This is a genomic window from Pedobacter psychrotolerans (assembly GCF_004340665.1).
In the GTDB taxonomy this organism is placed as follows: Bacteria; Bacteroidota; Bacteroidia; order Sphingobacteriales; family Sphingobacteriaceae; genus Pedobacter; species Pedobacter psychrotolerans.
On sequence record NZ_SLWO01000004.1, the window covers coordinates 336,134 to 350,631 of the forward strand.

Sequence of the window (14,498 nt, forward strand, 5' to 3'; positions counted from 1 at the left end):
AGATTTTATGAGATAAAAAAGATTAAAGTTCTCGTTTTAGTTAGCAATATTCTAAGCAGACAACATATCTTGTGAAAAATTTACAAGGAGACTTCTATTTAACAAATTAACCCTAACGAGAACTTTATTTTTCCCTTTATGGTTAACTACCTCACAACCTAGCCCATTAAATGAACCTTTACTTATTGTAATCTTCATTCCTGGTGAAAATTTTTCATTTGAAACCTCGAAGTTATCTACTTCCTTCAATGCTAAATTGATATTTTCAATTACAGAATTTCTAACTATTGCCAACTTTTTACCTGTTTTAATGTAGCTTATAAATCCCCTAGCTTTTGATGAACTATAAAACTGAAGGTAGTTTTTTAATTTTACAAATACGTACGATGGAAATAGAGGATATTCTATCACTTTAATTCTGTCCTTCCATTTTCTTTTTTCATTAGTTATGGGCAAATAGATTTCAATTCCCATAAAACCCAAGTCTTTTACCAAATTTTTCTCTTGTTTTGGTTTTGTATAAATAATATACCAACCGACTTCAAAGCTCATAATTCAATTTTAATAGATAAACACTTTAATCTTTGATAACCTAATGAGGTTTTACCATTTACTTTACCTGATATTTTAAATATCCAAAAGTCAGTGAAGGCAATTTCACTTTGCACTTAGGATAAAGATATAGGTTAAAAAAAAGGAAAAAAATCCAATAGACAAACAGCCGCAAATAGAGAGTAAACGACACATTTAAACGTGCGAAAAGCATTTTTTTAAGTCTGAATTTGTCTGATTAATTATTTAGTTATATATTAGTATCATTCATTTTATATCTTAAATATTAACCTTAACAATCGCATATCATGTTTACATGCGCTGTAGTCGATGACGACTATTCATCTCTAGAATTAATTTCGGAATATATCCAATTGCATCCAAATGTTAAACTAGTCAAGATGTTCAGCGATCCTTTATTGTGTCTGAAAGGGGTAAATGAATCTCTTAGGCCCATTGATATACTATTCGTGGATATAGAAATGCCCAATATCAATGGAATCGAACTTGCCCGACTAGTGAGGCACAAGGTAAAAACACTAATATTTACAAGTGCGCACACTAAATATGCATTTGATTCTTATGAAGTAAAAGCTGATGCATATTTACTAAAACCGTTTTCTTATTTGAAGTTTTCTCAAACAGTAGACGAAGTTTTACAGGAGGAGAAAATTAACTTCAAGCAGTACATCACGCATGATTTTATTCTGATAAAAAGTAAAAGGTATAACGCTAAATACACCAAGGTTTACCTAAGTTCCATTATTGCAATAGAATCTCAAAATCAAGAAGTAAAAATTTGCACTTCTGATGATGTCATATTTGCGAACCATTCTCTTTCGGGGATATTAAAACTACTTGAACAAACTGATAATTTTGTTCAAGTCCATAAATCTTTTGTGATATCACAAAATCACATTAAAGGTATTGAACGAAAATATGTTTTGCTTACTAATAATTTAAAAATACCCATAGGTAGAAAGTATAAAGAATTCTATGATAAGATTTTTAAATAGTAATAAATGTGGATTATACAATATATGACTATCACATTTTATTCATTAAAAAGCAAATGCTGTTATCATGAACTTTTAAAGCCGATAACAGTAAGTATCCGGAAACCACAAAACACTGTTCACGCAAGGAGTGAAGAACATTTGAATCAGAATCTTGAGGTCACTATCACAGTTTCTTTCATTTTGACAAATAAAATTTAGAATTCGATAATTTCGCGGCCATCTCCATGATTATAAAATAATTCAAAACCGTATAAAATCTACATTAGGCCTCTTTTGCGGTCATATGAAAATTGCAAGGCTGGTTGAAAGCTTTGTTGTACAGATGAAAGTTAGCTGCCAGAGGTTGGGAAAGTTGAATTTCGTCACAAATTGCCCGATCGGGCAGCCTATCGGTATAACGCCAGGCTGATCCTAAAAGATGGTTCGATTGTAAAGAAAGATTGGAGATACTTAAATGATGGCGACTGGGGGTGCTGGTTTTTTATGAATTCAGCATGTAACTTTTGTGATGATGTGCTTGGCAAAACCGCCAATGTGTCTTTGGTGATGCGTGGGTTGAACCATATCATATGCCTTGGATAGACTGGTACCAATGTGGTCGTTGTCAGATCAAATGTAGTCGGGCTTTTGATCAGCAAAGGCATTGATTCAGGGAGATTATTACTGATTGGGGTAGACAAAGAATTTATAGTACGAACACAAGAAGATGGGTTAAGGCAAAGACGTGATGGTTTACCTTATCGGTTAAGTTGGAATAATACCAAAATAGAAGCAAAAATGGGTTAATCCTAACAACAATATACCGATCAGAAGGAAACTGATCTACATCGTAAGGTTTCATATTGAAATATGACACAGTAAGATTTTTTTGTTTTCCAAAAAATTAAATTTGATGTCGTTTTACCTTGCCTAGGCCAAATGCGCGCTACTGGTTTATTATAAGGTAAGGGGCAAACAATAAAAACACATTTGCGAATCTTGTTTCAGATCTGTATTATGCTAGCATTTAACAAAATTATCGCCTGATGAACCTTAAAGAAATAACAGTATTTGCCGATAGCAATTCCAGTAAAATTGAAACATGGTCGAATGTACCCTATTTTTAACCGGGCAATTGATGGCCCGGGGGATCAAAATTAATCGCATAAATATAGGGCTAGAGCGAAAGCTCGAGATGTTTTTTAAAAAAGAATCTTTAAAATATGGAAATTCTTCAGCGAAAACACCGTATTTCATTTTAAACCTACCAGTTTGCATCGCTGGATCACTCAATGCAAGATAAAACAGGCTACACGTTGTTTTCCGTTAACAGATGCATGGTTATTTATTAACTTTAGTTAATATACAGCAAGAGAAGAACAACTATGCGTTCAGGCAGAATTGAGTATTATTTTATAAAACATGTATTCCGAAAATAAAGACTGAAATAGAAAAATTTTCTTTCTCCGAAACACCAAAGCCCGGATCAGATCTGCTTTGCCAGCCAATCATCTACAAGGCGAAGCATACCTTTCCCTTCACCAGTAAGCGCATCTCATATCCTCCCCCTGCGCTTACTTTGTTTATACTCCGCCAGCAGTTCACTCTTATAAAACTTATCACCTCCTGGAAGCTTCATCGGTTTGAGCTTTCCATCTTTAACCTTACGCTTATAAGTGCTTTCACTAATACCCAGGTAATCCTTTACATCCTGCCGGTCCATCTGAGGGTCTTCGTCAAAAGCCAGGTTTCCATGAAACTTATTGTTGTAAACCAATACCAGAATCTGATAAATTTTAGATAAAATATCCAAAAGCGCATCCATTTTATTCATACCTCAAATATTCAAAAGTTAACTATTGGCATCTGCTCCTTTGTTTGCGAATCATGACCTTGCTCCGGCACTGAACATCAACCCCTTTAATATCCGAGAAAAAAGATAGACACCTCAATATCAGGCAAATAAAATAAAATTTTCCACATTCGTCAAGTTGCCGAAAGGTTGCCGGTGGCAGCAACCCTAGCAGATAATCACCCCAGCGAGCATTATTCCCGGTCACAATCCAGCTGACAAGTAACCGAAACACCGGTTTCACCACGGAAACCATGCAGTTCACCAAGCATACGGCGCCGTTGCCCGTCCCTTCCCTATATTCAACTGCTAATCCATCGTAAAATGAATTATGAACTTTTTGGCCTTAGTGATCGCCTGGAAATCCTCCTAAGCAAAGATGCAGCCTGCAAGGAACAGGAAGACCTGAAAGAAACCAGCCTGGAAGCTGAAATCAAACGCACCTATCGGGCCCTCCTGCAGCAAGCCTGTCCGCTTCACCAGGACCAGGTCCGCAGCTATATCCAACTGCATCAGCAGGGTCTGGAACAAATGCTCTCAAGAATAGCTGAACATCAAGATTGCCAGCACACCAGGAAGGAAGAAACTCAAGTGAAAGATCTGTCCCTGCTGAATGCCTTCAAGCAAGAAATACTGAACCTGCTTTTGCAGCTCAAAATGAATTTTCCAAAAGCATTCCGCCATACAAACCCGCTTCCCATCACGCTAATTCACCCATTTCGGGCCAGATCCGGCAAGTCCATCCAGCAAGTGACCAGTATACTTTCTGACAAAGGTCTACATCCCGAAATTCTTTCCGCATTTACCACCATGCTTGATGCCTTGATCAATCCCGAAAATCCCATAAGCTATGCATCCCAGGAATTTATGGATCATTTTTTCACGACCCTACTGCTAAAAACAGCATCTTTTGGAACCTATGAAGAACCCTTAACACTCATTCTCACCCTGATCGCTCTAAACCTCAATCATCCCACCTGCTATGCGTTCTGCGGCCAATACTTTCAAAGTGAAATCAGCAAATGCGAACACCGCCCGAATCAATACCGCACCCTGTATGTTATCAGAAAGACCATTGACCAGGCAAGGGCAACATCCGCCCGCCCATACGATGCGAATTACCCGCCGATCGGCCAGGCGCTACTAAGCTTCATTGATGCAGAACTCAAACACCTGGAATCCATCAACCAGATCGCAGCAGACTCCAGTACGGTGGTTTACTGGAAAACAGCTACAAAGTCAACATGACCGTACGTCAGCTGGCCATATTCATCCGCCTTCAGGTGGAAGCCAAAATGATCGTTTTCCAAAGCCCCAAAATGCTTCATCAGTTCATCGCCAAACATTACAGTACCACAGAGCAGGATCAGATCTCCTCTAAAAGTTTTAAGAATGTCTATTACGCAAACGCCGACCAGGACATTGAAAAAGTGATCGAAATGATGGTCACCATGCTTGCCCTTGCGCAGGAAAAAATGGGCCTTCCCATTAAAGACAAAACTGATCATACTGATGTCTTCAGCATTATCGTCGATAATAAAAATCAAAGCCGAGTAGCCGCACTTCCAAACCCTGTTTTAGCCAAGCAGGTTTATGCGCGCACCCCGTTTATTGTTTTTCTTTCGGTTTTGGCACAGGCTTGAATACCGCTTTTTGGATAGCAAACTGTTTTGAGGGAACGGCGTTACTATCCAGTAGTTCGTTGAATCTTGCATTCATTACCCAGACCTGTCCTTCATTTAGCGTCGCTGTAGCAGGATAGGTAAAACGATCAATGATTAGGGTTGTGGCTGCGAGCTTTACGCTTTTCCATTCATCGGTTGAAATTAATTTAAAAATCTTATCGTTTCCACCATTGACAACGACGGTGAGAGAGTCGCCTGCACTCAATAACAATCCGTCTGCTCCAAGGAAAAACTGATCAGTTTTGATCCGTTCCACATTTTTTGGATTGTTCAGCATTACTTTGTATAACATACCGGTCGCACTGTTATCCACAATCAAGAAGCCTGATTTATGAAAAGCTATTCCATTGATGCCAATTCCCTCGGTCACGAATTTTTCATCATTTGCAAAAAGGCTAGCCTTGGCATTCGCATCGATTTTATAGATCGAATGGGCGAAGCTATCAGTGATATATGCATTGCCCGCGTCATCAAAGGTGAGGTCATTTGGAAAGTGCTTTCCAGCCTTTAGTCCGGAAAGATCCACATCGGAGAGCATCTTCCCGCTTTCCAGGTCAATGATCAGAAGGCGAGCCATCTTTGTTCGGGTATCAGAAGAGGTAAACTTACTGTAGTTCGCATCGCCGATGCAAACATATAGTCGCCTTCCATCCGGGTGGATCTTCATTCCATATGATGATTTTAAACTGTTGTCGGAATATAGCGTAGAGTAAGCGCCAGCAGGGGTCACCTTTCCAATAGTCCCAAGTCTAGCTGAGGAAACATAATAAAGATTGCGGCTATTATCATAGGCAATTCCCTCCGGGTAACTGTCTTCTGCAGTGAAGGTGATCCGCTGTGTTGGCTCAGGCTGAAGGACCTTGCATCCGGCAATAAGAACAAGGCCGAAGAATATATAGTGATAGATTTTCATGTTGACTAGATTTTTTGTTTGATAGAATAAATTACCCCGTTTGCATCATCCGAAACATAAATTACACCTTTTTGGCTGATGGTGATTCCTGCAGGTCTTCCAAAACGGTTATTGCCTTGTAAAAAGCCCGTAAGAAAATCCTCTGCGCCAACAGCTGTACCATTTTTAAACCGGATGCGTTGAACCTTAAAACCGACCGCCTTTTTGGCATTCCACGACCCGTGCCAGGCTACTAATCCATCGCCCTTATATTCCGCAGGGATTCCAGACTGGCCCTTAAAAAACACGAATGCAATGGGGGCCATATGCGCGGTAAGTTCCAAGACAGAAGGCTGGGTAGTCTTAACCACTGACTCCTTAATGTCGCCTGCAGGATCTTCCCTGCTCTGATCAACTTCCTGCTTTCCGTAAGCGAACGGATAACCATAATTTCCATCCTTTACAATTCGGTTCACCTCTTCAGGTGGCCATGTGTTTCCCTTTCCGTCGCCGCCATTGTCTATGCCCCATAATTCTCCGGTCTGCGGATGAAAGTCGAAACCTATAGTGTTTCGAAGTCCACTGGCAAAAATAGTCCTCTTCCAGGTTTTTGGATCAATCTGCAACATGGTAGCCGCATCCTTATCACTTTCCTTACAATCATTACACAAGGTCCCGACTGATAAATATAACAGGCCATCCGGTCCAAAACTCATTGTACGGTTCGGATGCTGACCGCCATTTGGAAGGTCACTGATCAGAAGTTCCATATCACCAAGGGTGCCGTCTGCTTTTAGCGGGTATCGCCTTAGCTGGGTATTGTTGCAGAGATACAGGTAATTGTCTTTCATGGTGATGCCATGCACACCCTTGAAATCATAAAGAACAGTTTTGATTTCATCGAATTGATCATCTCCATCATTATCTGTAAGCATCAGCACATCTCCACCGTCCCTGCGCGTGACGTATAATGACCCATTTAGAGCGGGGTATAACATCCTCGGTTTCCCCAGTCCAACAGCTGCTGCCTTTACTTCCCAGCCCTGGGGAACTTTCAGAAGACTGACCATTTCAGGCAAAAAATCCAGGTGTTGAGGGTAATTGGTTACCAGCATACTTTTGGTACCCTGTTTGGGCGGAAGCCCACGCTGAGCGTTCACGGATCCCAGGCTTGTAAAGCAGCAGAAGATAAATATCAATAGTTTCACTTTCATCATATGTTTATGTCTAGACAGAGAGAACATGGAGTATGTTGGATGGTTTAAGAATAACTACCTTTATTAATACGCATTTGCAGGGAGTATAATAAGGGTATCATTTGAGTAGATATACCCTTTATAATGCTTTTGAATGAAGTTTGTGATTTTCGTTTTTAATAATGAGTCATATCTCAATCGGATCTGATCCGATATATCTAAAACCTGATATATACCCAATCAGGAATTTACAGGTAAACCCCAATTGATACTTTTATCACAAGCTGGCTTTGCTAAAAGGCCCGACGCATCACCGTCTGCGTTTTATTTTGCCTCATGAACATAGAGGGAAATAAACATTCATGATAATAAATGTCTTTCCCCTATTCTGTGCCAGACCGCAAAAGTCTGCTTGATCAAATTAAAAGATCTGTCTATTACATCACTTTGCTTTAAACTGCGTACCTCAGCGTGTAACTAAATCTAAAAAATTCAAAACAAATTAATAAATATATTGTCTTATAATGACTAACAGTCACTTAATGAATTCACCAAAAAAACATCTATCTAAATCGCTCAGGGAACAAGAGATTATTAACGCGGCAGATTACATTTTGACGACTGTCGGTGTAAGGGATTTTACAGTTGATAAGGTAATTGGTCATCTGGGCGTTGCCAAGGGAACCATATATAAATATTATAAAAGTAAAGATGATGTCCTAGCAGAAGTGAGTGTTAAAGGGCTGACAATATTACTCAATCATTTTAAGGAATCAGTACAGAAAGAAAAAGATCAAATGGACGGCTTGAATTCCTTAGTTATGGCCTTTTACAAATATTACTTGAAATATCCAAAATATTTTGAGCTTTTCACTCACATGGAAAGACCTGAATTTCAGAGTGAAATGCGTAATTATCTCAAAATTAGCTTAGAAATAAAGAATTACTTTACAGACTATCTCATTCAATGCCAGTCAGCCGGTTTAATAAAAAAAGATTTGGACCCTTCCTACTGCACCTATATGATTTGGGGAAGTTGTATGGGTTTGATGAATTTTGTAGATGCAAAGAAAGTGTTCATTAAAGAGATTGTTAAACTCGGGCAAGAAGATTTGCTGAAATTATATGCTGAAATTTTAATAGGTGGATTAAAGGTATAATTTTTTTGAACAAAAGTGACTAATAGTCATTTTTGAAATCATTTAAAATTACATAGGATTCCATTATCAGGTGAGAAATATCAAATAATATATATATATCATTAAAACGAATAATTATGATTTTAGTAACAGGAGCAACAAGTGTTATTGGCCAGAAACTATGTCAATTGCTGGCTGAAAACAAAAAGCCATTTCGTGCCATGTGCCGCAAAGAAGATCAAGTGGAAAAAATGCTTAAGAAAGGCATTGATGCAGTTTTGGGTAATTTTGAAGATTCAGATAGTTTAAGGTCGGCTATGAAAGGGTGCAAGACTTTATTTTTGGTCAGTCCGCCAAATAAAAACCAGCTTGAAAGCGAAACTAAAGTTATTGACGTGGCAAAAGAAGCAGAAATCACTTATATCGTCCGGGTATCTGCATCAGATGCAAATTTGAGATGCTCTGTTCCATGGGCAAAAAATCACGCTCATATTGATCATTACCTCCGGAAATCTGGTATCGACTGGACGATACTCAAACCAACTGCTTTCATGCAAAACTTTTTGACGATGACTAAACCAATCTCAAAGGGGTATTTGCCACAGATTAGTGGTAATGGTTTGGTGGGTTACATTGATGCACAAGATATAGGTAGTGTTGCTTACCATGTTTTAACACAAGATCATCACAAGAGAGCGACCTACTATTTGAATGGACCTGAAACGTTAGATATGAAAGAAGCATCTTCAAAACTGTCCGAAGTATTAGGTAAAAAAGTACGGTACATACATTTGCCATCATTCGCATTCCGCATTCTATTAAGAGCAACAGGCGCATCCAAATGGTTGGCTAATGGCTTAATAGAGCAATACGGAGAAGTGGTTGCAAAAAATCATGACCACGACCTTGGTGAAGAAGTTTTCCGACTTACCAATTGCCAACCACGTTCCTTTAAAGACTTTACGGAAGAGAATAAGAAAGCATTTATGGCCTAGTTAATCTACTGCATGCTAAAAAATCAGGTCCGTACATTGAAGATTTCAATCCCCTTGGGACTCCTATGCCTTGCAACTCACAGTCAAGGACACCAAACGCAAGCAGTTCTGCGAAAATGAGGTGGTCATTTCCAGCTGAGTATTGAAAATAAGGGGGCCTCTCCCCCCCTTAAAATAAAATCTAATTTCAAATCCATAACTCTGCTTTAATATTCGGTAAGACCTAAATACTGTTACAGTCTTAAATTGGAAGGTATTGTGTAGTCGGTCTTTCCAGACTCTATCTTTTAATTCAATTAACTTTTATCGTAAAATCGTTGCAGAATTGATTTACTGCATCCGCTGCCTAAGCTGACAATGTCCCCAGACAGCAAAAAAATCAAATTGTTTGGAGAAATTCTATCACTTTCAACAGATTTCCAAGTTTTAAAATTTATAATGAGACTACTATTTCTAATCAATAAACTAAACAGTGGCCAATGGCACTATATATAAATACTATAAAAGCAAAGACGATATTCTTGCGGAGGTAAGTGTCGAAGCCTTAAATTTTGACAATTCTCTTGGATTACTTTTGCGAGATAAATATTTGGTTAATATTAAAAGTCAGGTTAGTTGACACCTAAAAGCCCCGATGGATATCCGGAGCTTTTAATGCTAAATACCTTTCATTTCTTAGGATTAATAAGTAAGATAGCTTTCCTCAAAGCTTCCATCCGAATATAAATCAACAATACCATATCCGGGAGGTGTCTCTCGCCTCTGCCCTTTCCACCAGGCGCCAGAAACTGCGCCATTGCAGAGATAAGTAACTTTATTGTAAATCACCTTGTCTCTCATATGTAAATGACCGCTTAAACAGAGTTTTACATTAGGATATCTGTAAAAAAGATTTATAATTCTAGCCGTATCAGTATGCATATCACCGCCAAGCATTGTCCATTTGTTTACAATATTATCTTCAATCATTAATAAAGCGGTAAGAATCGGAATATGCGATAAAACTAATATAGGCATATCTTTAGGCGTAGCTTTTAGTTCCTGCTCCAACCACTCAAACTGTGCATCCCCGAGCTTTCCGATATACCAACTCTTATCGATATCCAGATGAACACTATCCAGAATTAAAAACTTCCATCCTTTTTGCACAAAGCTATAATATGGTTTGGCCAGGCCCAACTGATCCATTGAATACTTCTTTCCATAAAAAACGTCATTTTGACTATCCTCACCCCACCAAACATCGTGGTTTCCTAGGCAATAATGAATTGGAATATTGGACTCATTCTTCATGATATCCTTAACCAAACTCCATTGATCGTTGATGGTGTGGATATTTTCTTTATTCATATCAAATACCACGTCTCCCCCATTAAGAATGAGATCTACCTTTGGCAACTGCGCTTGGAGATGGTGCAGGCATTTAATAAATTTATCGGGTGCTCCAAAATCATTTTTAAGGTGTACATCTGTAATGTGTGCAATCCTGAGCACGGGCTTTTTTGGGGGTTCGGTAGCATCTATACCCAGTGATGGGAGGAGTAAAAGTCCGCCTAAATTTTTTAAAGCTAATCGTCTTTCCATGCTGTTTTATTATGTTGCAAAGCTAAGCCAAAAATATTTTCTTAATATTAAATCTTCCTTACAGAAAGCGCACAACATGTACCACATTGGTATAGAAAGTGCAATTGGGGAAGCCTCTACATTTGGTTCACTTTACCTGAAATATCCTAAAGAATTTCATTTGCGGCAGTGGATAAGATTAATAGTTTAGGAATCTATTCATTGGTGCGTTTAGACTAGTGTTGTGGAGTATCGTTACGACATGATTTATCATTCGCATGTGCTAATTATTCAATAGAAAAATCAATTTCAACAATTGCATTTTCGTTTTCTATTCTTTCCGCTCATATACTCCAGAAATCTCCATATATTTTCTAAGATTCATATTTTTTCCAATTCATATACTTACCCCTTCCAAAGTGACAAAGCCAACTCTTGTGTTCGGAGAAGATCTATGTTCACTTCCTTTTTAAGAAGACAGCTTTTGGTTACCTAAGAAAACACTGCTATTGTTGACAAAAGCAGTATATCTTTACAGATAAATAAATGTTCATAGTCATGAAATCAAATAGCATCGTATCTCATGATTTGATTTATCTTTGAAGCTTAGATATCCGTAAATGACAGCAGAAGAAGTGAATAAATTAGAAGATTAATTCAGCAATGCCCCGCGGACAAATGCCTGTATATTTAAACGCTGCTGTAATCGTTACCGATTATGACCTATTCCTGGAATCCCATTTTCTTCCTTTAAGCACCTATCCGGACACTAAAATCAATAAGCCAATCATTTACCGATTAGCGCAGATGATGCTCATCATTGATGAGCAACGTTTAGTGTTTCTAAATTTAACCCTTAAAAAATCCAACATTCCAATACCAGGATAGTCAAGCGAAAAATGCGCTTTATTCATGTATCCTTCGGATTTAACAAGTTTTATCTCCATCCACTAGTCCAGGTAAAGTAACATTTCTCGTCTTATTTGCAATAGTAAGCCTCAAAGTGCCCTTTAAAATCAATATTCTGTTCCGGCCATTTCACATTAACTTGGCCGCTCACCTTATCCCCTGTGATGGAACTGATGGTGATAATGGTTTGTTCTGAAGAGAATAATGAACCATCCTGACCGCTGGGGTCTCCTGGATCATTAACCAGGATATAGGTATCATTGCCCGAAAAAGTGCCTGTCTTTTTGGGCACCGTCAAGCGTATCGAAAAATCACTCAATGGCGAGCTACAGGTTTTAGATCCATCTCCTGCCAGGTATATATTGAACAGGTCTTCGGGGCGATAGTTGTTCATACCAAATTTTGTATAACGCTCCAGTGTCACTTTCGCCGTAAAAGGCGATCCGTATAGCTTTCCTGTAACTACCGTCGGCACATCTACCTCGGGTTGTGGTTGATCTTCCTTTTTCTTACAGCAGGTTAATATACTGATTAGTAAGATTAGACAAAAGAATCGTCTTAGGAGCTGATAAAAAGTCATTGTTATTAGTGTTAGGTAAAAAGTATAGGGAATTGATAGGATTGATTAATGCATCATTAAAAGACCAGAATGTGCTACGATTTCATCTTGACCGAGCCCAAGCAAACTTCACCTTCTTCGATTCCCGTAACCCATAAATTTAAAAATTTAATCCGGTCCCTGGTCAGCGTTTCCAGGTATATCGATTCGCACATGGGTGCCACCGAACCATAGGTTCCGCTGTTGGGGTATTTAGCGGCCAGTTCTGCATCACGAAGCTGGATCCAGAGCCGTTGTGCATTCCTGAATTTTTTAATGAAAGTAGTTTCCCTGAAATAGCTTTTCAGGATCTTTTGGTACACGCCATTTAGTTCAGCATCTGCCTTTTTATAGTCCGAATAGGCCTTCATATTCATGGCGGTTTGTGACTGTGCAAAAGTTGGAGCGATAAAGAGCATCGTCATGACGACAAAAGCCAACAGGAAAATCAGGGATTGGTACAGGTTTTTCATGGATTTAATTTTGGACATTCCCAATCTAAACCATAGAAAGATCCTTTTGTTTGAGCAATTTGTTTACCATGCTTAGCCATATCGATACATTTGACCCCTTCTCGCCAATTTACAAATACGCAGCCAATCAAAAACTTACAAAAAATCTATTGCTGGTGAGACGGGGTAAATTTATCCCGGTTTATCCAGCTACTTCATTGACTGATAGCAATTGAACAATTTCTTCGGCATCTGTTTTATGCATCACATTTGTTTTAAAAACATCAACTTCTTTAGTTTGAGGAATTTCGAATTTAGTAGTCATGATGATATGTGTTTAAGTTTAATGAGCTAAGCTGAGGGTTTAATCTCTTTTTTTCTGGTTTTCCTGCTGATCATATTCTCTATGATCAAGTACATTGCAGGAACAACAAACAGCGTCAGTACCATTGAACTGGTCAGTCGCGACAGACCCAACCTCGGCCTACGTCCACTAATAAAAAAAGGAGAGGAAGCTGTGTGTGCTCCTCCCCCTTTTTCTTCGATTGGACTTAATATTAATTGTACAATCTTTACACCATATGCCCAGCTCCTATATGACTGACTGGAGCTTATTTCTATCATACCATCATTTTTTAGCAAGCCCAGTTCCTTCAATCAATTCTCATACCTGCTTAAGTCTCTTGTGTTGTTGCCGCTACATTCCACTTTGTAAAACCACGGATATTAGTAACCAGAAATATGGCGTTGCCCACCACAAGTGCGATGCTTCCTATCATCATATAGCTTACAACTATCATGGTGATGTTGGCCAATATAAAAAAGACAAATCCCCATTTAACCTTGTTGCCCAAAAGCAACATTGCTCCAAAACTTAAGAGCATAGAAAGCCAATCAAGGCCATAGTATTTTAATAAAATTTCCATGTTAATAGATCAAAAAGTAAATAGGATAAGGATATTTGATGTTAGGGATTTGTTGCCCAAACATTGGCTTCAGGAATAAAAGCGATGTTATTTAAAGCTAACATAGCAACAATAACTTGCGCAATCTCCAGTCCTTTCAGCTTTTTCTCCGTATCCACAGATTGATGCCCAATTTTTTCTGCGAACGGCGTAATTACTTCGCTCGGATTAACCTGCATTACACGGATATTATGCTTTCTGAGTTCTGCCTGCCAACACAGGGTAAGGCCAGACATTGCGGCTTTACTAGACACATAAGCCGAGCCGTTGGCAAATCCTCTTACTGCACCCATAGATGAAATGTTAACGATATTACCAGACTGCTGTTCGATAAAATGCTTTGCAGCCAGTTTTCCGCAGAGAAAGGCACTTTTGGTATTCGTTTCCCAAATTTTTATAAAATCTTCGCTACTAGTTTCGAGCAATGACCCCATAAAACCCAGTCCTGCATTATTGATCAGCACATCAAGACCACCCAAATTTTCAAGGGCATACGCAAACATGCGCTCTACATCTGCTTCCTGACTTACATCGGCTTTAATCCCAAATATCCCAAGCTCCTTCGCTACCGAATTTACGCTTTCCTCACTACGTCCGCAAATAACTACTTTTGCTCCCTGAGTGCTAAGTAGCTTCGCGGTTTCATAACCTATACCGGTTGTTCCCCCAGTTAATAATATTCGTGCATTTTTAATTTCCATA

At 38.8% G+C, this 14,498-nt stretch carries 16 protein-coding genes; 6 read left to right on the forward strand and 10 right to left on the reverse strand.

Annotated features, from left to right (window positions below):
- Positions 1-51 precede the first annotated feature (51 nt).
- The gene (locus tag EV200_RS11780) at positions 52-552 is read right to left on the reverse strand and encodes a UpxY family transcription antiterminator (protein ID WP_132532812.1); all 501 of its coding nucleotides are present in this window, start codon (positions 550-552) and stop codon (positions 52-54) included.
- Positions 553-860: 308 nt separating this feature from the next.
- Here EV200_RS11780 and EV200_RS11785 point away from each other — a divergent pair, with 308 nt between their 5' ends.
- Positions 861-1,568: a LytR/AlgR family response regulator transcription factor gene (locus EV200_RS11785; RefSeq protein WP_132532814.1), complete on the forward strand. Its 708-nt coding sequence runs from the start codon at positions 861-863 to the stop codon at positions 1,566-1,568.
- Positions 1,569-3,105: 1,537 nt separating this feature from the next.
- Here the strand turns inward: EV200_RS11785 and EV200_RS11790 are convergent.
- Positions 3,106-3,384, reverse strand: coding sequence for a helix-turn-helix domain-containing protein (locus EV200_RS11790; protein WP_132532816.1), 279 nt, complete (start codon positions 3,382-3,384; stop codon positions 3,106-3,108).
- 342 nt (positions 3,385-3,726) lie between these two features.
- Between EV200_RS11790 and EV200_RS11795 the strand changes: the two genes are divergently transcribed.
- Both EV200_RS11795 and EV200_RS11800 read left to right on the forward strand, forming a co-directional pair.
- Complete coding sequence (locus EV200_RS11795; RefSeq protein ID WP_132532818.1) at positions 3,727-4,650, forward strand: hypothetical protein; 924 nt, start codon at positions 3,727-3,729, stop codon at positions 4,648-4,650.
- A complete protein-coding gene (locus tag EV200_RS11800; RefSeq protein ID WP_132532820.1) occupies positions 4,647-5,045 on the forward strand; it encodes a hypothetical protein in 399 nt (132 codons plus the stop codon). Before EV200_RS11795 ends, EV200_RS11800 begins: the two co-directional genes overlap by 4 nt.
- Here the strand turns inward: EV200_RS11800 and EV200_RS11805 are convergent.
- The gene (locus EV200_RS11805) at positions 5,011-6,000 is read right to left on the reverse strand and encodes a gluconolaconase (protein WP_132532822.1); all 990 of its coding nucleotides are present in this window, start codon (positions 5,998-6,000) and stop codon (positions 5,011-5,013) included. The genes EV200_RS11800 and EV200_RS11805 overlap by 35 nt on opposite strands.
- Positions 6,001-6,005: 5 nt before the next feature.
- Positions 6,006-7,139, reverse strand: a complete 1,134-nt coding sequence (locus tag EV200_RS11810; protein ID WP_229676732.1) for a PQQ-dependent sugar dehydrogenase — start codon at positions 7,137-7,139, stop codon at positions 6,006-6,008.
- A 578-nt stretch (positions 7,140-7,717) separates the two neighbouring features.
- On the opposite strand from EV200_RS11810, the gene EV200_RS11815 reads away from it, so the two are divergent.
- Together EV200_RS11815 and EV200_RS11820 are read left to right on the forward strand one after the other, a co-directional pair.
- Positions 7,718-8,335 (forward strand): TetR/AcrR family transcriptional regulator, encoded by a 618-nt coding sequence (locus EV200_RS11815; protein WP_165877918.1) that lies wholly within the window; start codon positions 7,718-7,720, stop codon positions 8,333-8,335.
- Positions 8,336-8,451: 116 nt separating this feature from the next.
- Positions 8,452-9,309 carry an SDR family oxidoreductase gene (locus EV200_RS11820; protein ID WP_132532826.1) on the forward strand — a complete coding sequence of 286 codons (858 nt, stop codon included), beginning with the start codon at positions 8,452-8,454 and terminating at the stop codon, positions 9,307-9,309.
- A 681-nt stretch (positions 9,310-9,990) separates the two neighbouring features.
- Here EV200_RS11820 and EV200_RS11825 read toward each other — a convergent pair.
- Complete coding sequence (locus EV200_RS11825) at positions 9,991-10,893, reverse strand: metallophosphoesterase family protein (protein ID WP_132532828.1); 903 nt, start codon at positions 10,891-10,893, stop codon at positions 9,991-9,993.
- 642 nt (positions 10,894-11,535) lie between these two features.
- Here EV200_RS11825 and EV200_RS11830 point away from each other — a divergent pair.
- Positions 11,536-11,760, forward strand: coding sequence for a DUF6965 family protein (locus EV200_RS11830; RefSeq protein WP_188754097.1), 225 nt, complete (start codon positions 11,536-11,538; stop codon positions 11,758-11,760).
- A 91-nt stretch (positions 11,761-11,851) separates the two neighbouring features.
- On the opposite strand, the gene EV200_RS11835 is transcribed toward EV200_RS11830, so the two are convergent.
- The 5 genes from EV200_RS11835 to EV200_RS11850 all read right to left on the reverse strand — a co-directional run bounded on the left by EV200_RS11835 (position 11,852) and on the right by EV200_RS11850 (position 14,497).
- Entirely contained in the window at positions 11,852-12,361 is a 510-nt protein-coding gene (locus tag EV200_RS11835) for a hypothetical protein (protein WP_132532830.1), read from the reverse strand.
- A gap of 74 nt (positions 12,362-12,435) precedes the next feature.
- Positions 12,436-12,852, reverse strand: a complete 417-nt coding sequence (locus EV200_RS11840; RefSeq protein ID WP_208864537.1) for a lysozyme inhibitor LprI family protein — start codon at positions 12,850-12,852, stop codon at positions 12,436-12,438.
- A 181-nt stretch (positions 12,853-13,033) separates the two neighbouring features.
- Entirely contained in the window at positions 13,034-13,156 is a 123-nt protein-coding gene (locus EV200_RS22100; RefSeq protein WP_262707936.1) for a hypothetical protein, read from the reverse strand.
- A 349-nt stretch (positions 13,157-13,505) separates the two neighbouring features.
- Positions 13,506-13,757, reverse strand: a complete 252-nt coding sequence (locus tag EV200_RS11845) for a PnuC protein (protein WP_132532832.1) — start codon at positions 13,755-13,757, stop codon at positions 13,506-13,508.
- Between the two features lie 41 nt (positions 13,758-13,798).
- Positions 13,799-14,497 carry an SDR family oxidoreductase gene (locus EV200_RS11850; protein ID WP_132532834.1) on the reverse strand — a complete coding sequence of 233 codons (699 nt, stop codon included), beginning with the start codon at positions 14,495-14,497 and terminating at the stop codon, positions 13,799-13,801.
- Position 14,498: the final 1 nt, after the last annotated feature.